This is a genomic window from Microbacterium sp. OR16 (assembly GCF_047306725.1).
Lineage (GTDB): Bacteria > Actinomycetota > Actinomycetes > Actinomycetales > Microbacteriaceae > Microbacterium.
Genome location: NZ_JAZEXK010000001.1, coordinates 1,533,636 through 1,552,265, shown reverse-complemented (window position 1 = coordinate 1,552,265; position 18,630 = coordinate 1,533,636). Strand labels below are relative to the sequence as shown.

General features: G+C 69.4%; 18 protein-coding genes. 12 read left to right on the top strand and 6 right to left on the bottom strand.

Going from position 1 to position 18,630, the window contains the following annotated elements; genetic code table 11:
* Window positions 1-12: 12 nt before the first annotated feature.
* Window positions 13-312, top strand: a complete 300-nt coding sequence (locus V2S05_RS07605) for a DUF4287 domain-containing protein (protein WP_413634593.1) — start codon at window positions 13-15, stop codon at window positions 310-312.
* A 34-nt stretch (window positions 313-346) separates the two neighbouring features.
* On the opposite strand, the gene V2S05_RS07600 is transcribed toward V2S05_RS07605, so the two are convergent.
* Window positions 347-607: a DUF4229 domain-containing protein gene (locus V2S05_RS07600; RefSeq protein WP_271639481.1), complete on the bottom strand. Its 261-nt coding sequence runs from the start codon at window positions 605-607 to the stop codon at window positions 347-349.
* An 88-nt stretch (window positions 608-695) separates the two neighbouring features.
* On the opposite strand from V2S05_RS07600, the gene V2S05_RS07595 reads away from it, so the two are divergent.
* Both V2S05_RS07595 and menD read left to right on the top strand, forming a co-directional pair.
* On the top strand, window positions 696-1,037 hold the full coding sequence (locus tag V2S05_RS07595; protein WP_271639482.1) for a PLDc N-terminal domain-containing protein: 342 nt from the start codon (window positions 696-698) through the stop codon (window positions 1,035-1,037).
* The gene (gene menD / locus V2S05_RS07590; protein ID WP_413634592.1) at window positions 1,034-2,785 is read left to right on the top strand and encodes a 2-succinyl-5-enolpyruvyl-6-hydroxy-3-cyclohexene-1-carboxylate synthase; all 1,752 of its coding nucleotides are present in this window, start codon (window positions 1,034-1,036) and stop codon (window positions 2,783-2,785) included. The genes V2S05_RS07595 and menD overlap by 4 nt, the downstream gene beginning before the upstream one ends.
* Window positions 2,786-2,809: 24 nt before the next feature.
* Here the strand turns inward: menD and rmuC are convergent, their stop codons facing one another.
* The gene (gene rmuC, locus V2S05_RS07585; protein WP_413634591.1) at window positions 2,810-4,384 is read right to left on the bottom strand and encodes a DNA recombination protein RmuC; all 1,575 of its coding nucleotides are present in this window, start codon (window positions 4,382-4,384) and stop codon (window positions 2,810-2,812) included.
* A 97-nt stretch (window positions 4,385-4,481) separates the two neighbouring features.
* Here rmuC and V2S05_RS07580 point away from each other — a divergent pair, with 97 nt between their 5' ends.
* On the top strand, window positions 4,482-5,336 hold the full coding sequence (locus V2S05_RS07580) for a polyphosphate kinase 2 family protein (protein ID WP_413634590.1): 855 nt from the start codon (window positions 4,482-4,484) through the stop codon (window positions 5,334-5,336).
* An 8-nt stretch (window positions 5,337-5,344) separates the two neighbouring features.
* Here V2S05_RS07580 and ubiE read toward each other — a convergent pair whose 3' ends face one another.
* Window positions 5,345-6,058 carry a bifunctional demethylmenaquinone methyltransferase/2-methoxy-6-polyprenyl-1,4-benzoquinol methylase UbiE gene (gene ubiE, locus V2S05_RS07575; protein WP_413634589.1) on the bottom strand — a complete coding sequence of 238 codons (714 nt, stop codon included), beginning with the start codon at window positions 6,056-6,058 and terminating at the stop codon, window positions 5,345-5,347.
* A gap of 119 nt (window positions 6,059-6,177) precedes the next feature.
* On the opposite strand from ubiE, the gene V2S05_RS07570 reads away from it, so the two are divergent.
* The 5 genes from V2S05_RS07570 (at window position 6,178) to V2S05_RS07550 (ending at window position 11,760) form a co-directional block, all read left to right on the top strand.
* On the top strand, window positions 6,178-6,732 hold the full coding sequence (locus V2S05_RS07570; RefSeq protein ID WP_413634588.1) for a DUF402 domain-containing protein: 555 nt from the start codon (window positions 6,178-6,180) through the stop codon (window positions 6,730-6,732).
* A 224-nt stretch (window positions 6,733-6,956) separates the two neighbouring features.
* A complete protein-coding gene (locus V2S05_RS07565) occupies window positions 6,957-8,225 on the top strand; it encodes an isochorismate synthase (RefSeq protein WP_413634587.1) in 1,269 nt (422 codons plus the stop codon).
* Between the two features lie 58 nt (window positions 8,226-8,283).
* Window positions 8,284-9,345 carry a polyprenyl synthetase family protein gene (locus tag V2S05_RS07560; protein ID WP_271639489.1) on the top strand — a complete coding sequence of 354 codons (1,062 nt, stop codon included), beginning with the start codon at window positions 8,284-8,286 and terminating at the stop codon, window positions 9,343-9,345.
* A gap of 13 nt (window positions 9,346-9,358) precedes the next feature.
* Window positions 9,359-10,732, top strand: a complete 1,374-nt coding sequence (locus V2S05_RS07555) for an FAD-dependent oxidoreductase (protein WP_413634586.1) — start codon at window positions 9,359-9,361, stop codon at window positions 10,730-10,732.
* Between the two features lie 26 nt (window positions 10,733-10,758).
* The gene (locus tag V2S05_RS07550; RefSeq protein ID WP_413634585.1) at window positions 10,759-11,760 is read left to right on the top strand and encodes an alpha/beta hydrolase; all 1,002 of its coding nucleotides are present in this window, start codon (window positions 10,759-10,761) and stop codon (window positions 11,758-11,760) included.
* Here V2S05_RS07550 and V2S05_RS07545 read toward each other — a convergent pair.
* From V2S05_RS07545 to V2S05_RS07535, 3 genes are all read right to left on the bottom strand, one after another.
* Window positions 11,753-12,397: a GntR family transcriptional regulator gene (locus V2S05_RS07545; protein WP_413634584.1), complete on the bottom strand. Its 645-nt coding sequence runs from the start codon at window positions 12,395-12,397 to the stop codon at window positions 11,753-11,755. The two genes, V2S05_RS07550 and V2S05_RS07545, sit on opposite strands and share 8 nt — an antisense overlap.
* Before the next feature lie 205 nt (window positions 12,398-12,602).
* A complete protein-coding gene (locus tag V2S05_RS07540) occupies window positions 12,603-13,091 on the bottom strand; it encodes a YajQ family cyclic di-GMP-binding protein (RefSeq protein ID WP_413634583.1) in 489 nt (162 codons plus the stop codon).
* A 45-nt stretch (window positions 13,092-13,136) separates the two neighbouring features.
* Entirely contained in the window at window positions 13,137-14,528 is a 1,392-nt protein-coding gene (locus V2S05_RS07535) for a protein kinase domain-containing protein (protein ID WP_413634582.1), read from the bottom strand.
* 240 nt (window positions 14,529-14,768) lie between these two features.
* Here V2S05_RS07535 and V2S05_RS07530 point away from each other — a divergent pair, with 240 nt between their 5' ends.
* The 3 genes from V2S05_RS07530 to V2S05_RS07520 all read left to right on the top strand — a co-directional run bounded on the left by V2S05_RS07530 (window position 14,769) and on the right by V2S05_RS07520 (window position 18,560).
* Window positions 14,769-15,983, top strand: coding sequence for a maltose ABC transporter substrate-binding protein (locus V2S05_RS07530; protein WP_271639495.1), 1,215 nt, complete (start codon window positions 14,769-14,771; stop codon window positions 15,981-15,983).
* A gap of 88 nt (window positions 15,984-16,071) precedes the next feature.
* Window positions 16,072-17,676 (top strand): maltose ABC transporter permease MalF, encoded by a 1,605-nt coding sequence (malF, locus tag V2S05_RS07525; protein ID WP_271639496.1) that lies wholly within the window; start codon window positions 16,072-16,074, stop codon window positions 17,674-17,676.
* A complete protein-coding gene (locus V2S05_RS07520) occupies window positions 17,676-18,560 on the top strand; it encodes a sugar ABC transporter permease (protein ID WP_271639497.1) in 885 nt (294 codons plus the stop codon). Before malF ends, V2S05_RS07520 begins: the two co-directional genes overlap by 1 nt.
* Window positions 18,561-18,630: the final 70 nt, after the last annotated feature.

Below are 18,630 nucleotides of genomic sequence, written 5' to 3'. Positions count from 1 at the left end.
AGAAGGAGCAGCATGTCGTTTCAGGCATACCTCGACAACATCGAGACGAAGACGGGCCTCACCCCGCGGCAGTTCATCGAACTGGCATCCGAGAAGGGCTTCGGGCCCGGCACCAAGGCCACTCCGATCCTCGAATGGCTGAACGCCGACTACGAGCTCTCGCGCGGCTACGGCATGGCACTCGTGCACGTGATCACGAAGGGCTCTCAGATCAGCGCGAAGCACGTCGGCACCGACAGCGCGCACGCGGACCCGTCGGACAGCCTCTGGCTCGACGGCAAGGCCACCAACCCCGCATCCGCGGGAACCTGAACGTGCTGCTCGCGCGGGAGAGACTCGACTGCGGTCACTCGCCCGCGAGGCGGTCCTCAGCATCCTCATCAGAGGGACGCCTGTCGCGGTTGCGCTTGGCGTAAATGTCGCGGGACGCCTGCGACAGCGGTGCACGCAGGAACAGCAGCGAGATGCTCATGCCGATCAGCGCGGCGAACAGGGCGGCGAGCCACCAGTACTCGCGGAACACGGGGAACAGCCACAGGATGCCCAGCGGCACGATGAACGCCAGCAACCGCAGCACGGTGTAGACGAGGAGGGGTGGCAGCTTCACCCCGACAGTCTACGAGCGGGGGTTAGGCAGCTGCTGTGCGTCGCCGCTCTCCGAGGCCGGGCACGAGTCGGCGAACTACACTGGAGGCATGGCTCGTGTCCTGATCGTCGGCGGTTTTCTGGCTGTCATCTTCTGGGTGTTCAGCATCGTCGACGTGGCCGTGCAGCCTGCCGACCGGCACCGCGGGGTGTCGAAGGGCACCTGGATCCTCATCGTCGTGCTGCTGCCGGTCATCGGCGGCATCCTGTGGTTCTGGATCGGGCGACGGCGCCGCGGCGAGCGGGTCAGTGACTTCGTGACGGGTCCGGACGACGATCCGGCCGCCCTGCGCCGCATGAGCACGGCCGAGCAGGATGCCCGGATCCGACAGCTGGAAGAGGAGCTCGCGCGCCTCGACGACGAGACCGACGGCACGGATCCGCGCTCGTGAGCAGCGCCCCCGCAAGCGACGCGGCGGCCGAGCTGCTCGTCGAGCTGGTCGCCCACGGCGTCCGCGATCTCGTCCTCTCGCCGGGCTCGCGCTCCCAGGCACTTGGGCTCGCTGCGACTTCGCTGGCGCGCACGGGCGCCATGCGAGTGCACGTGCGCATCGACGAGCGGGTGGCCGGATTCACCGCGCTGGGTATCGCTCGCGAGAGCCGGGTTCCCGTGGCAGTGCTCTGCACGTCGGGAACCGCAGCGGGCAACCTGCTTCCCGCGACCATGGAGGCCTTCCACTCCGGCATCCCGCTGCTGCTGCTGACCGCCGACCGTCCGCCAGAGCTGCGCGGGGTCGGGGCGAACCAGGCCACCATGCAGCCGGGGATCTTCGGACCGTTCGTGCGGTTGCACGTCGATGCCGAGGTGCCCGGCGCGTCGGACATCTCGGACGAGACGTGCTCGGAGCAGCGTGTCGCCCATGAACATGCCGGGCAAGAGCCGGATGGTCTGAGGATCCCGACCGGCTGCACGGCGTGGGCCGGCCTCGCGGAGCGCGCCGTGCGCGCCGCGCTGGGACTCGACGGCGACGGGCTGGCCGGTATCGCCGGCCCCGTGCACCTGAACCTGCCCACGCGCGAGCCGCTTTCTGCCGCGGCCGAGGTCGTCGCGACGCCCGGTGATGCGCCGACGGCACCGCCGGCCGAGCCCGTGCTGCTGCCCCGGGGTCCACGCACGATCGTGGTCGCGGGAGCGGACGCCGGACCGGATGCCGAGGAGCTGTCTCATGCGGGCAGCTGGCCGCTCATCGCCGAGGTCGTCAGCGGCGCGCGCTTCGGCCGGCTTCTCGTGCACGGCTACCGTGCCCTGCTGCGGGAGGAGCCGCTCGGCGGGCGCATCGAGCGGGCCGTGGTCTTCGGGCATCCCACCCTCAGCCGCGAGGTCGCGGCTCTGCTGGCCCGCCGCGACGTCGAGGTCATCGCGGTGCGTGCGGGCGGTGAAGCGCTGAACCTGAACGGTCGCACGCGAGCGGTCGCCGCCGTAGCCGTCGAGTCGGGCGCGGCCGACCGTCAGTGGCTGGGGGAGTGGATGACCGCCTCGCAGGAGAGCGCGATCGACCTCAGCGCCCCCGCGCCGGATCAGAAGGGGCTGTATTCCGACGACAGCGCCGAACGGCTGGGTGCGGTGCGCGCCGAGCTCGACGCCGTGCGCCGGCGGGTGGATCGTCAGATTCTGACGGATGCCGTGTGGCGCGCCACCTGGCCGCACGATCGGCTCGTGTTCGGGTCGTCGCGTCTGGTGCGAGTCGCCGACCAGGTGCTCGGCGGCAAGAAGGTGCCTGTTCACGCGAACCGAGGGCTCGCGGGCATCGACGGCACGGTGGCGACCGGCATCGGCATCGCCCTGGCCAGCCAGGGCGATGGCGCACCCGGCGTGACCCGCGTGCTGCTCGGCGACTTGGCCTTCCTGCACGACGTCGGCGCGCTGCTGCTGCCCGGCGACGAACCCGCCCCGCGCATCCAGGTGATCGTCGGCAATGACGGCGGAGGCACCATCTTCGACGGACTGGAGGTCGCCTCCTCCGCCCAGCAGGTCGACCTCGACCGAGCGTTCTACACTCCGCACGCCGCGCAGCTGGCCGACCTCGCCGCCGCCTACGGGTGGGACTTCCTGCAGGTGAGCACCCGCTCGGCGCTCGACCAGGCGCTGACCTCTGCGATCTCGGGCCCGCAGATCATCGAGGTTCCGCTCGAGCGCTGAGCCGCGCTCGCCCACAGCGCGCGGTCAGTCGAGGCGCTGGGCGATCTCGCCCAGATCTGCGCTCGCATAGCGGTCTTCGGAAGCCGTCGCGTCCGGACCGCCGGCCTCGAGTTCGTACAGGTCGCTCTTCTGCGGGGCGACGGCCTGCGCCTCCACGGGCTGCGTCTCGGTGAGCACGTCGTCGAGCCCCTGCAGCGCACTGAACCTGCGGGCCTGCGTGACGACGTTGCGGTCGAGTGACCCGGCGAACCTGTTGTAGGCGTCGACGGTCGAGTTGAGACTGCGCCCGAGCTTGGCCAGGTGCTGTCCGAGCGTGCCGAGGCGCTTGTGCAGCTCTTTGCCCACGGTGAAGATCTGCTGAGCCTCCTGAGCCAGCTGGTCCTGCCGCCACGCGTGTCCCACGGTGCGCAGCAGCGCGATGAGCGTCGAGGGCGTCGCGATCACGACGTTGCGCTCGAAGGCGTACTCGTAGAGCGTCGCGTCCTGATCGAGCGCCGCCGCGAGAAACGGCTCTGCGGGCACGAACATCACCACGAACTCGGGTGATCCCGCGACGACATCCCAGTACTCCTTGGCGCCGAGGTCGTCGATGTGCTTCCTCAGATGGCGCGCGTGCGCCGCCAGCCGCTGCGCGCGGACTGCCTCGTCGGTGGCCTCCATCGCCTCGAGATACCCGCTGAACGCGACCTTCGAGTCGACGACGACGCGCTTGTCGCCGGCGAGGTGCACGACCAGGTCGGGCCGCAGCGCGCCGTCGTCGGTGCTGTGATGCATCTGCTCGTCGAAGTCGACGTGATTGACCATGCCCGACGCCTCGACCACACGCCGCAGCTGCAGCTCGCCCCAGCGCCCGCGCACCTGGGGCGCCCGCAGGGCGTTGACGAGGTTGCGGGTCTCCGAACCGAGCGTCTCCGACGACTGGCGCATGATCTGCAGCTGCTCGGCGAGCGCCGCATGGGCCTCGAGACGCGCCTTCTCAGCGGTCGTCATCTCCGACTTCACGGTGTCGAGGGTCTTCTGGATCGGTTCGATGAGCTGCTGCACCGCATCCTGCCGCTTCTGCAGCTCGGCGGCCCCCTCGCTCTGGCTGCGCTTGAGCCGCTCCTCTGCCTGCTGCAGGAACGCCTTCGTGTTCGCCTCCAGCGCCCGCCGGCTCAGCGCATCGAACTCGTCGGCGAGGCGCTTCTGATCGGCCTTCAGCTCTTCCAGTCGCTCGGCCGCCCGCCGGCGCTCCGCCAGCACATCGGCATCGGCCTCCTCACGCACCTCGGCGAGCCGGCGCGCATGCTCCACGCGCTCGTGCTCCCGTCGCTCCTCGGCCTCGCGCCGGGCATCCGCCACCGCCCGCTCGCCCAGCTGCCGCACCTCGGCGACTCGCCGATCGGCCAGCGTCCGCTCCTCCTGTACTCGCGCGGAGTTCTCGGCGCGCAGCGCCTCGGCATCCCGTTCGAGTGCGGCGACGCGCAGCAGTGCCGCACCGGCCTCGGCCTGCCGGCCCGCATGGGCTGAGTGGACGCGCTGCGCGCCGAGCACGAAGCCGAGCGCTCCGGCGAGAGCGGCGGCGATCACCGCGATGACGACGAGAACGATGGTGTCCATGTCTCCGATTGTGGATGAGGCCACCGACACTTCGACTCGCGGGCTCGCTCAGTGCGGCGCATGGCCCGCTCAGGCTCGCAGGGGGCATGATGTCTGCATGGCGACGCACGCATGGACCACCGATCCGGCCGAGCTGCTCAGAGTCGGCGAGGGCTTCTCGCTCGACGCGGTCGATGCGGACGCGCACCCCGGCTTCGACGGCGACAAGGATGCCGGCACCGCCCTGCTCGAGCAGCGCGAGCGGCGTCTCGACGAGCTCCAGGAGCGGCTGTTCGCCGCCAGCCATGTGGGCGAAGGGCACGACGCGGTGCTGCTCGTGCTGCAGGCGATGGACACCGCAGGCAAGGGCGGAATCGTGCGGCACGTCGTCGGTGGCGTCGACCCGCAGGGCGTCGACTTCGCGGCGTTCAAGGCGCCAACCGAAGAAGAGCTCGCGCACGACTTCCTCTGGCGCGTCGAGAAGCGCCTGCCCCGCGCCGGCATGATCGGCGTCTTCGACCGCTCGCATTACGAGGACGTGCTGATCGGCCGGGTGCGCGGCCTGGCCGACGAGGCCGAGATCGAGCGCCGGTACGGCGCGATCGTCGACTTCGAACGCCGCATCGCGGCATCCGGAACCCGCATCGTCAAGGTCATGCTGCACATCTCACGCGACGAGCAGAAGGACCGGCTGATGGAGCGGCTGGACCGCCCCGACAAGCACTGGAAGTACAACCCCGGCGATGTCGACGAGCGGATGCTGTGGAGCGATTACATGGCCGCCTATCAGACCGTGTTCGAGCGCACCTCGACACCGGATGCACCCTGGTACGTCGTGCCCGCGAACCGCAAATGGTACGCGCGCCTCGCGGTGCAGGAGCTGCTCATCGACGCTCTGGAGGGCATCGATCCGCGATGGCCGGTCGCCGACTTCGACGTCGAGGCGGAGAAGAAGCGCCTCGCTGCCAGCTGAGCGGAAGGTCAGCCCAGCGGCTTGCGCGCGCGATGCAGTGCGACGATTCCGAACGAGAGGTTGCGGTACTCGACATCCGTCCAGCCCGCCTCGCGGATCCACGCGGCCAGCGTGCGCTGGTCGGGCCAGTCGCGGATCGACTCGTTCAGATAGTCGTACGCGTCGCCGTTGGTGCCGGCGAGGCGCGCGACCCGCGGCAGCACCTGTGCGTTGTAGAAGTCGTAGAACCCGCGGAAGAAGCGCCCTGGAGGCGTCGAGAACTCGTTGATCACCATGCGGCCACCGGGCTTGGTGACCCGCAGCAGCTCGCGCAGCGCCTTCTTCGGGTCCTGCACGTTGCGCAGGCCGTACGACATGGTGACCGCGTCGAACTCGGCGTCGCCGAAAGGCAGGTCCGTGGCATCCGCCTCGACGAAGGTGATGTTGTGCAGGTGGCCGTGCCTGCGCCGACCCTCTGCGAGCATCCCGGGGGAGAAGTCGGCGGCGACGATCTGTGCTCCGCTCGCGGCGAGGGAGGCGGAGGAGGATGCCGTGCCCGCAGCCAGATCGAGGATCCGCTCGCCGCGCTTCGGTGCGACCGCGCGCGTCGTGGCCGCGCGCCACAGCGCGTCGTTGCCGAGCGTCATGACGGTGTTCGTGCGGTCATAGCCTTTCGCGACCTGGTCGAACATGCCGCTGACGCGGGAGGGGTTCTTGCCGAGATCGGCGCGGTTCGGCTGCATGCTTCGATCCTAGAGCGACCGGATGCCGTGCGCTCCGCCCGGACGGACGCCCGGGGCGTGCCTAGCCGCGCACGACCGACTCCGAAGGGGCCGGTGCAGCCCGGGCATAGACTCGCCGGGTGAATGCGACGCGCCCCGAACCCGGCACACCGATGGCCATGACCTGGCGCAAATGGGACGGCTCGCCGCACTGGAACAACGACGTCGTCTACCTGGGCGCCGACGACTGGGGCGACTGGATCGGACAGCCGATCGGCTGGCGCAGCCACCGCCCCGGCGCGGACTTCGTCGCCGAGTCGCCGAACGTCACCCTGGTGCCCCGCGGCCACACGGACTTCGCGCTCACCGTGCACCGCGGGCACCCGCGCCACATGCGGGTGTACATCGATCTCGCGTGGGACGTGCGCTGGACCCGGGATCCGCGGCTGGCCACGGCGATCGACATGGACCTCGACGTGGTGCGGCGCCTCACCGAGCAGGGCACGTACGTCGACGACCGCGACGAGTGGGCCGAGCACAGCATCCGCTACGGCTACCCGGCCGAGGTCATGACCCACCTCGAGGCACGCGCGGTCGAACTCGAGCAGCAGGTGCGCGCCCAGCTCGCCCCGTTCGACGATGCCACCGCAGACCCGTGGCTCGACCGCCTCGTCGCGCTCGGTCTGCACCGCTGACGCCCGCCCGCGGGCATCCGACCGGGCGTCGCCGCTTACGAACCGGGGGCCGACACGCCAGATGTCGGACCGGACCCGCGAATCGGTCCGACATCTGGAGTGTCGGCCCCCGAAGTGTCACGCCGCCCGGCGCATCCGCCCCGCCCGGGGCATGCCGCCCCGCCCGGCGCCCGCCGAGCCCTGCCGGCGCATCCCCGGCCCCGCCCGGCGGATAGGCTGTACGGGTGAGCAGCATCCGCCTGGTCGCCGAGACCCGCGAGATCCCACCCGTCGGGGATCTGCTGGCACACACCTCCGCCGCCCGGCCTCTGGCCTGGCTGCGTCGCGGCGAGGGGATCGTGGCCGCCGGCGACGGCATGGCCGCGGTGGTCCGCGTGCCAGCGGGCTCCGGATGCCTGCGCAGCGCCGTCATCGCCGACGCATGGCGGGAGATCACGGCCGTCGCCGACATCGACGACGAGGTGGGACTCGCAGGCACCGGGCTCGTCGGCTTCGGCGCGCTGGCGTTCGACGAGGACTCGTCGTTCGACAGCGTGCTGCTCGTGCCGCAGACGGTCATCGGGCTGCGTGACGGTCGCAGCTGGATCACCCGCATCCGTCAGGCTTCCGATGCGGACTTCGCCCCGACTCCCGAACCGGCCGCCCTCGGGCCGCACTGGGCGGGCCGCGTCGGGCCCGGCGCACAGACCCCGCAGGGGTACCAGGATGCCGTCCGCCGCGCCCTCGACGAGATCGCGGAGGGCGCGTACAGCAAGGTCGTGCTCGCCAGGGACCTGACCGGCACGGTGCCGGGCGACGCCGACCTGCGCCGCCTCGTGCGCGCACTGGCAACGGGCTACCCCGACACGTGGACCTTCGCCGTCGACGGACTCGTCGGCGCGAGCCCCGAGACACTGGTCACCGCGCATGAGCGGGTGGTCACCGCCCGTGTGCTGGCGGGAACGGCCGGGCGGGGAGCAGACCCGTCCGAGGATCACGCGGCATCCGCAGCGCTCGCCGCGAGCGGCAAAGACCTCGACGAGCACCGCTACGCCGTGCAGAGCGTCCTGACGGCACTCGCACCGCACACCAGCGCTCTCGAGGCCGACGCCGCGCCCTTCGTGCTCGAGCTGCCCAATCTCTTCCACCTCGCCACCGACGTGGCTGGTCGACTCACCGACGGCGCGTCATCGCTCGACCTGGTCGGGGCGATGCACCCGACCGCGGCTGTCGCCGGCGCGCCCACAGATGCCGCGATCGCCGCGATCCGGCGCATCGAGCCCTTCGACAGGGGGCGCTACGCCGGGCCGGTCGGGTGGATCGACGCCGCCGGCGACGGCGAATGGGCCATCGCGCTGCGCTGTGCGCAGTTCGGCGACGCGCCGCGGGAGGCATCCGGTGCGAGACGCGTCACGGCATACGCCGGGGCGGGCATCGTCGCCGGCAGCGAGCCCGAGTCGGAGCTGCTCGAGACGCGCGTGAAATTCCGCCCTCTCGTCGACGCTCTCGCGTGAACGGTTCCCGCGTGCCCGTCGTGCCGTCACCCTCCGTCGCGAAGGTAGGGTTGAGTACGTGACTTCAGGCCCCGCGACCCCGGGCACGCGACTGGCGAGCCGACTCGGCTTCAGTGACCGCATCTTCCTCGGCCCGGCCGCGCGTCGCGTCGCCTCGCGCATCGAGGCCGGACTCGACCTGGTCGAGGCGGGCATCGCCGAAGAGGTCAAGGTCGCCGACTCGATCGCGGATGCCGCCGCCCGCTACCTGTACGAGGCCGGCGGCAAGCGCATCCGGCCCGTGCTCACCCTGCTCACCGCGCAGCTCGGCGACGGCGGCACCGCAGCGGTGATCGATGTGGCCAAGGCGCTCGAGCTCACCCACCTCGGCTCGCTGTACCACGACGATGTCATGGACGGCGCCGACACCCGTCGCGGAGTGCCTGCGGCACACGCGGTGTGGGGCAACAACGTCGCCATTCTCACCGGCGACATCCTGTTCTCGCGTGCGAGCCAGATCATGTCGCGCTACGGCGACCGCGCGATGCGCCTGCAGGCCGACACGTTCGAGCGACTCGTGCTCGGCCAGCTTCGCGAGACCGTCGGCGCGCAGCCCGGCGATGACCCGATCGACTTCTACATCCAGGTGCTCGCCGACAAGACCGGCTCTCTGATCGCCGCAGCGACCCAGGGCGGAGCGATCTTCTCGAATGCCCCCGCCGAGTTCGAAGAGCCGCTGCGCGTCTACGGCGAGAAGGTGGGCGTGGCCTTCCAGCTGCTCGACGATGTGATCGACCTCTCGGCCGACGCTGAAGAGACCGGCAAGGTTCCGGGCACCGATCTGCGCGCGGGAGTGCCGACGATGCCGTCGCTGCTGCTGAAGACGAGCGAGGCACCCGAAGACGTCGATCTCGCGCGGAGGATAGACGAGGGCGTCGCCCGCATCGCCGAAGGCGCCGATCCCTCGGTGCTCGACGGGCCGCTCGCCGAGCTGCGTGACAATGACGCCACCGCCCGCACCCTGACTCTCGCCCGCACCTGGACGGCCGACGCCGTCGCCGCGCTCGCACCGCTGCCCAAGGGCACCGTGCGCGATGCGCTGACCCGGTTCGCGGAGACTCTCGCTGATCGCAGCAGCTGACGGAAGGAACCCCATGACGAAGCTCAAGCTGGCCATCGTCGGGGCGGGACCGGCAGGCATCTACGCCGCCGACCTCCTGCTCAAGGCCGAGCGCAAGTTCGATGTCTCCATCGACCTCTTCGAGCAGCTGCCCGCGCCCTACGGTCTGGTCCGCTACGGCGTGGCTCCCGACCACCCGCGCATCAAGGGCATCATCTCGGCGCTGCGCGACGTGCTCGACCGCGGTGACATCCGCCTGTTCGGCAACGTGCGCTTCGGCACCGACATCACCATCGACGACCTCAAGCGCCACTACAACGCGGTGATCTTCGCCACCGGCGCGGTGCGCGACTCGTCGCTCGACATCCCCGGCATCGACGCCGACCACTCGTTCGGGGCGGCCGAATACGTGAGCTGGTTCGACGGGCATCCGGATGTGCCGCGCGAGTGGAGCCTGGACGCCGAGTCGGTCGGCGTGATCGGCAACGGCAACGTGGCGCTCGACGTCGCCCGCATGCTCGCCAAGCACGCCGATGACCTGCTGGTCACCGAGGTGCCCGAGAACGTCTATCAGGGCCTGAAGGCCAGCCGCATCACGGACGTGCACGTGTTCGGCCGCCGCGGCCCCGCGCAGGTGAAGTTCACCCCGCTCGAGCTGCGCGAGCTGGGCGAGCTGCGCGACGTCGACATGGTCGTGTACGACGAGGACTTCGACTACGACGAGGCGTCGCGCCAGGCCGTCACCAGCAACAAGCAGGTGATGGTGATGGACCGCATCATGCAGTCGTGGCGCAAGCTCGACTCGGTGAACAACGCCGGCGGCACGGCATCCCGACGCCTGCACCTGCACTTCTGGGCACGCCCGGTCGAGGTGAAGAAGGATGAGAACGGCCGCGTCGCGGCGCTCGTCTACGAGCGCACCACATCCGACGGCGCCGGGGGCGCTGTCGGCACCGGCGAGCTGCGCGAGGTGCCCATGCAGGCGCTGTACCGCGCGATCGGCTACTTCGGATCGCCGCTGCCCGGCGTGCCGTTCGACAAGAAGCACGGCGTGATCCCCAACCGCGAGGGGCAGGTGCTCGAGACGAAGTCGAACCAGCGCGTGCCCGGCATCTACGCCACCGGCTGGATCAAGCGCGGGCCGGTCGGCCTGATCGGTCACACCAAGTCGGATGCCATGGAGACCGTGCGGCACCTGATCAACGATCAGGGTTCGTGGTGGCAGCCCGAGGACCCGTCCGAGGATGCGATCCCGGCGCTCCTCGCCGAGCGCGGCGTCGCGTGGACGGATCTCGACGGCTGGCACCGTCTGGACGCGCACGAGATCGAGCTCGGCGCGCCGCATGAGCGCGCCCGGGTCAAGCTCGTGCCGCGCGAGGAGATGGTCCGCGTATCGCGCGGGGAGTGAGCTCTCGCGCCCGCTAGGTTGAGTGCATGGCCGAGTGGGTTCCCGATGTCCTCGGTGAGGGCTTCCAGCAGCTCACTCTGCCGTTGGGGGAGGACGTCGAGGGCGACATCGTCGCGACTCTCGTGCGCGCGCTGCCCGATCCCGTGCCGTGGTGGCGCCTCCGCGGCGATCGCCGCCCGCTGGCGGACGTCGACGTGCTCTACGTGCACGGCTGGTCGGACTACTTCTTCCAGAAGCGACTGGCCCGGTTCTGGACCGATCGAGGTGCGCGGTTCTTCGCCCTCGACCTGCGCAAGTACGGCCGCAGCCTGCGACCGGGCCAGACACCCGGGTACATCACCGATCTCGCCGAGTACGATGCCGACATCGCCGCTGCGCTGGAGGCCAGGGGCGATGCCGCGGGACGGCGTCTCGTGCTGCTCGGCCATTCCACCGGCGGGCTCATCCTCAGTCTCTGGGCGTCGCGGCATCCGCGTCAGGTAGACGCGGTGATCCTCAACGCGCCCTGGCTGGAGTTCCAGCTGGGAGCGGCGCGTGCGGCGATCACCCCGATGGTCGAGCTGCAGGCGAGGCTGCGCCCGATGGAGCCGGCGCCGCAGGTCGACCTCGGCTTCTACACCCGCGCGCAGCGCGAGGTCGCCGATCCCGACGATCCGGTCGAGGTGAACCCGCTGTGGCGGCCCGAGCAGGCGATGACCGTGCACGCCGCCTGGCTGCGAGCGGTTCTCGCCGGGCACGCCGCCGTCTCGCGCGGCCTCGACATCGAGGTGCCGGTCTGCGTGCTGCTGTCGGCGCGATCGGCGCTGCCCACTCGGTGGTCCGATGAGCTGACGTCGGCCGACAGCGTGCTGGTCGTCGACGACATCGCCCGCGCCGCGCTCAAGCTCGGTCGCTCGGTCACCGTCGAGCGGATCGACGGCGCGCTGCATGACGTCTTCCTGTCGCGCCGCGACGTGCGCACCGAGGCGTACGAGCGCCTCGACAACTGGGCGCGGGGGTGGGCGCACACCCACGCCTCCGTCAGATGATCCAGTACATCCGCCGGCAGGCCTGCTCGGCGGCGTCCGCATCGCGGCGCAGGAACGCGTCCTCCAGATCGGCGCACGCGCTCTCGACGTGCGGATGCCTGTCAGCGGGCACATCGTGCGTCTTCAACGCACGCGCGAGCGCGAGGCTCACGTCGTCGATCAACGCCACCTGCAGCGCGTTGCCCGAGCGCGGGGCGAGGTATTCGATCAGAGCGCGTCGGGCGCTCGCGGTCGCGGCGGTGTCGGAGATGTCTGCGCTGACGGCGCGGATGAGCCGGCACACCGCCTCCAGCTCGGCGGCCGTGAGCCGAGGGCACGCGAGGCGGACGACGATGCTCGCCTGCAGACCCGCGAAGACGTGCGCCGTCTCGACCTGATCGGGCGTGACCGACGAGACCTCGGTGTACCTGCTCGGATACATCGTGACCATGCCGATGCGCTCGAGCCGCTGCAGCGCCTCGCGCACCGGTGTGCGCGACACCGACAGCTCGACGGCGAGTTCGCTGTCGCGGATCCGTGCGCCCGGAGCGAGTTCGCCGCTCACGATCCGTTCGCCGATCAGGTGGAACAGCCCCTCGGCCAGCAGCTGCTTCCTCGCCCCGATATCCGCTCTCGGCGGTCGTTCGACGTCGACCATGTGTCTCTCCCCAATGCGCCTGACAGCGCCCCCCAGGTTGCCCCATACAACCCATACACCGGCATTCTACCCAGGGCGTGCGACACGGCGCCCTCGCCACCGCCCGCCGAGCGGCAGAAGGTCGTCGAAGGTCGGTTATCGGGCCGACGGATGCCGGGCAGCGCCCTCATCGGGCGAGCGCGGCGTAGGCAGAGACGGTGGCGCGTCAGCGGTAGTTGATGAACTGCAGGTCGATGTCGAGATCGCTGCCCTTGAGCAGCGCGATCACCGACTGCAGGTCGTCGCGGCTCTTCGACTGCACGCGCAGCTCGTCGCCCTGGATCTGGCTCTTCACGCCCTTGGGGCCCTCGTCGCGGATGATCTTGCCGATTTTCTTCGCGTTCTCGCTCGAGATCCCGTCCTTCAGGCTCAAGGTGAGGCGGTACTCCTTGCCGCTCGCGACCGGCTCACCCGACTCGAGGCTCTTCAGCGAGATGCCGCGCTTGATCAGCTTCGACTGGAACACGTCGAGCACGGCGTTCACGCGCTCCTCCGAGTTCGCCACGATCACGATCTGCTCGCCGCTCCACGAGATCGAGGCGCCGGTGCCCTTGAAGTCGTAGCGCTGCTCGATCTCCTTGCGCGCCTGGTTGAGAGCGTTGTCCGCCTCCTGGTGGTCAACCTTGGAGACGATGTCGAACGATGAGTCAGCCATGACTACCACCATAGAGCGTCAGCCCCGCCCACTGGAGGCGGTGCATCACTTGTCGTTCCTGCCGTTGCCGTTCCCCTTGCCCTGTGGGGAGCCGCTCTTGCCGGCGGCCTTCCCGGAGTTCGTCGCGGGCGAGCTTCCCGAGTTGCTGCCCGGCCCGGCGTTCGGGTTCCCGCTGGCCTTCTCCGCCGTCGAGGTGCCTGCGGTCTGCACGTCGGTCTGCACCTCGGTCTGCACCTCGGACTGGTCGGGCTGGGCGGGCTGCACCGGCTCGGCGGGTTCGACCGGTGTCTCGGCGATCGGAGTGGTGACCGGCTGGTCAGCATCCGGCGTCGTAGGAGTCTCTGCGACCTCCGCCGGCGTGACGGTCGGCGTCGGAGACGTACCGGCCGGCCACGCCATCCACCCACCGGCGAGAACGGCGGCCGCCGCTGCAGCGGCCGCGAATGCGCCCATCGTCCGACGACGCATGGGGCGGCGCTTCTGCACGTCGGGCGTCGTCGCCGACGCGATCTTCGGCGCCACGGGCGTGGCGATCGAGACCGCAGGCAGTGCTGCCGTCGTTCCGGTGGTGTCGTCCGGCACGCCGGTGGTGTCGTCACGGGCATCCGTCGACATGATCGACACCTCGTGCACGACCTCGGCCGCCGTCGGACGCTGGTCGGGCTCGCTGTGGGTCATCCGTCGCAGCAGGTGAACCCACTCGGCGCCGAGACCGTCGGGGATGCCCGGTTCGCTGACCAGCCGTGCGAGCGCGGTCTGCACGTCGCGGGTGCGCGGGAAGGCCGGCTCGCCGGTGAGGGATTCGAGCAGCACGAGGCCGAGAGAGTAGATGTCTGCGGCCGGGGTGATCGGATCGGCCCGCACCTGCTCGGGTGCCATGTATGCGGCCGTGCCGATCGCGATTCCCGGCGACGTGCGCCGAGCCTCGTCGGGATGGAAGGCGATGCCGAAGTCGGTGAGCTTGGCGTTCCAGCCGTCGTTCCCGTCGGTGCGGGCGAGCAGGACGTTCGACGGCTTCACGTCGCGGTGCACTATGCCGCGGGCGTGGACGACGCGCAGCGCGTCAGCCAGATCGCGACCGATAGCGGCAGCCTCGCCGCGAGTGAGGGTGCCCCGGGTGAGGTGCGTGGCGAGCGTGGGCCCGTCGACGAACTCCATCACCAGGTATCGCGGGTGCGGAAGATCGAGACTCGCGTCGTACAGGGCGACGAGAGAGGGGTGGGAAAGGGATGCCAGAAGCGCCGTCTCACTGTGGACGCGCTCGGATTCCAGAGGCGTCTCGTCGTCCGCGCGGAGCAGCTTGATGGCGACCGTACGGCGCAGCAGCGAGTCGTGTGCGCGGTAGACCATGGATGTCGCGCCTCGGCCGACACAGCCGTCGAGCCGGTACCGTCCGTCGAGAAGAGGGGCCGTCGCCTCGTCGTCGATCGTGTCCATCGGAACTCCGCAATCCGGCACGGCTCGGGCGCCGTGACCCTGCCCAAGCTAGGGGCGCCGGCCCGCATCGTCTTCCACCTTGACGTCGACGTCAGGACGTGCAATAGGCCGGGAGGGTGCAGGAGGATCTCGATTTGGAAACGCTTTCAGTCGACCCTACCGAAAAGCGCCCGACGGAGTGCATACTGTAAGCGCTTGCAGTTTCCTGCAGGCCATTCGCATCCAGAGAGGTAAGCACCAATGAAGGTGACCAAGAGAAGCATCCTCGCGTTCGGCGCACTCGCCGTCACGTCCGCAATCGCTCTGAGCGGCTGCGCATCATCCACCCCCTCCGCCGACGAGGACTCGTCAGGCAAGGGCGCGGCCAGCAAGCTCACCGTCTGGCTCGACGCGGAGCGCGTCGACGCGCTCAAGGGCGCGGCAGACGCCTATGAGGAGAAGACCGGCGTCACCGTCGACCTCGTCGGCAAGTCGGTCGACGACATCAAGGACGACTTCATCCAGCAGGCGCCGACCGGCAAGGGCCCCGACGTGGTCATGGGTGCTCACGACTGGCTCGGCGAGCTGTCGACCAACGGTGTCGTCGCCCCGATCGAGCTCGGCGACTCGGCCGACGGCTACCTGCCCGTCGCGACTCAGGCGGCCACCTACGAGGGCACCGTCTACATGCTCCCGTACGCGGTCGAGAACATCGCCATGCTGCGCAACACGAAGCTCGTCCCCGAGGCTCCGAAGAGCTTCGACGACATGGTCTCGAAGGGCACCTTCGTGGTCGAGTTGGGCGCCGAGGGCAACCCGTACAACATGTACCCGTTCCAGACTGCCTTCGGCGCCCCGGTGTTCGGCACCGACGCATCGGGCAGCTACGACCCGGCCGACCTGCAGCTGGGCAGCGAGGGCGGCTTCGCCTTCGCCGACTGGCTGGCCGCTCAGGGCCAGTCCGGCACGCTGAACACCGACATCGACGGTGAGATCGCCAAGCAGCAGTTCCTCGACGGCACCGCAGCCTTCTGGCTGACCGGGCCGTGGAACGTCGCCGCGGCCGTCGACGCCGGCATCGACGTCGCGATCGACCCGATCCCCAGCCCCACCGCAGAGGCGGCCTCGCCGTTCGCCGGTGTCAAGGGCTTCTTCGTCAGCTCGGAGTCGAAGAACAAGGTCGCCGCGAACGACTTCCTCGTCAATTACATCGGCACCGAAGACGTGCAGCTTGAACTGTTCAAGGCCGGCAACGTGCTGCCCGCACTGACCGCCGCCGCCGACACAGCGGCATCCGACCCGATCATCGCCGGGTTCCAGACCGTCGGCGCCGACGCGGTGCCGATGCCCGCGATCCCCGCGATGGGATCGGTCTGGCAGTACTGGGGCATCGCCGAGGCGGCCGTGATCAACGGCGCCGACCCTAAGGCGACCTGGCAGAAGCTCACGGACGACGTCTCCGCAGCGATCAAGTGATCGCCCGGGCGTGCTCGGGGCGGGGAATACCGTCCCGCCTCGAGCGCGCCTCCATCATCGAGCCTGCGAGACGACAACGGGAACAGAGATGACCGAGACCATGGAGCAGACCGCTCCTCCTACCAAGCGCCAGCGACAGGCCGCGCAGATCGCCGAGGCGGCCGCGACGCCGGTCGGCTGGATGCTGCTGAAGATCCTCCTGCTGGGGATCGTCGACGCGGTCGCCGTGTACGCGGCGTTCGTGCTCTTCGCCAACCAGGAGTGGTTGGTGCTCGCGGTGGTCATCGCCGTCACCGCCGTGGTGAACTACATCTACTTCTCGCGTCGACGCGTGCCCGCGAAGTACCTCACGCCCGGAATCATCTTCCTGGTCGTCTTCCAGGTCTTCGCGCTGGTCTACACGGGCTACATCGGCTTCACCAACTACGGCACCGGGCACAACGGCTCGAAGCCTCAGGCGGTCTCCGCGCTTCTCGCCTCTGCGCAGGAGCGCGTCGAGGACTCGCCCGTCTACCCGGTGCAGATCGTCGAGCAGGCAGGCGTCTACGGCCTGCTCGTGACCGATCCCGACACCGGCGACGCGCTGCTCGGAACCAATGACGAGCCGCTGCGCGAGGTCGACGCGCAGTTCGACGGCGGCAGCGCCACTGCGACCGACGGCTGGCGCACCCTCCCGCTCGCCGAGGTCTTCAGCCTGTCATCCGAGCTCGAAAAGCTCTCGGTGCCGTTCAGCGACGATCCCAACGACGGCAGCCTGCGCACTCCCGACGGGCAGAGCGGCTACCTCTACATCTCGCAGCTCGAGTACGACGCGGCCGCCGACACGATCACCGACACGCGCAACGGCGTCATCTACTCCGACACCGGCATCGGCGCCTTCACCGCCGACGACGGCGAGCAGCTGCTGCCCGGATGGCAGGTCAATGTCGGGTTCGACAACTTCGTCCGGGCCGTCACCGACGCCTCGATCCGCGGGCCGCTGATCTCGGTCACCGTATGGACGTTCGTCTTCGCGATCGTCTCGGTGGCATCCACCTTCTTCCTGGGGCTGCTGATGGCGCTGGTGTTCAACAACACCCGCATGCGGTTCCGCAACACCTACCGGATCATCATGATCCTGCCGTACGCCTTCCCCGCGTTCCTGTCGGCGCTGGTGTGGGCCGGGATGATGAACGAGAGCTTCGGCTTCATCAACCAGGTGCTCCTCGGCGGAGCCGAGATCCCATGGCTGACCGATCCGACGCTGGCGAAGGTGTCGATCCTCATCGTGAACCTGTGGCTCGGATTCCCTTACATGTTCCTGGTCTGCATGGGCGCGCTGCAGGGCATCCCGGAGGACGTCAACGAGGCGGCCGTGATGGACGGCGCCAACCCCTGGCAGATCTTCCGGCGCATCAAGCTGCCGCTTCTGCTGGTGACCGTGGCGCCGCTGCTGATCTCGTCGTTCGCGTTCAACTTCAACAACTTCAACCTGATCTACATGCTGACCAGGGGCGGGCCGCGGTTCACCGACGTCTCGATCCCGGTCGGGCACACCGACATCCTGATCTCGATGGTGTACAAGGTGGCGTTCACCGGGCAGACGCGCGACTACGGTCTCGCCTCGGCGTTCACGATCCTCATCTTCATCGTGGTGGCGACGATCTCGATCGTCAGCTTCCGCAAGACCAAGGCCCTCGAGGAGCTGAACTGATGAGCACCCAGACCCTCGCACCGTCCAAGCGCTCCTTCGGCGCATGGTTCGCCGACACCGGATGGCGCCACCTCGTCGCGATCGTGGTGAGCGTGTTCGCGCTCTTCCCACTGCTGTACGTGCTGTCGGCATCGCTCAACCCCAAGGGCACGCTGACCGGCTCGAACCAGCTCTTCTCGGCCATCGGCATCGACAGCTACGTGCGCATCCTCACCGATCCGCAGAACCCCTACGCGCTGTGGTTCCTGAACACCCTGATCATCGCCACGGTCACCGGGCTGCTCACGGTGTTCATCGGCGCCTGCGCCGCCTACGCGTTCTCGCGCATGCGGTTCGCCGGACGGCGGGTCGGACTGATCACCGTCGTCGTCGTGCAGATGTTCCCGCAGCTGCTCGCGGTCGTCGCGCTGTTCATGCTCATGTCGACTCTCGGAGACTGGTTCCCGGCGATCGGCCTGAACACGCACACCGGCCTGATCCTCGTCTACCTCGGCGGCGCGCTGGGCGTGAACACCTACCTCATGTACGGCTTCTTCAACACGATTCCTAAGGAGATCGACGAGGCGGCCCGCATCGACGGCGCAGGGCACGCCCGGATCTTCTTCACGATCATCCTGCGGCTGGTGGCGCCCATCCTCTCGGTGGTCGGGCTTCTCTCGTTCATCGGCATCGTCAACGAGTACGTGATCGCCAGCGTCATCCTCATCGACCCCGAGAAGCAGACGCTCGTCGTGGGCCTCACCAAGCTCGTCGCGAACCCGCGCTACGCCGACTGGTCGGCCTTCTCGGCGGGGGCCGTGATGGCCGCGATCCCGGTGATGATCCTGTTCCTCTGCCTGCAGAAGTACATCGTCGGCGGTCTCACCGCGGGCGCGGTCAAGTAGGCCGCGACCCGGGTCGCGCCGTCGGGCGAAGGGTGTCGGGGAGACACGACGTCCGGATGCTATGGCGCGG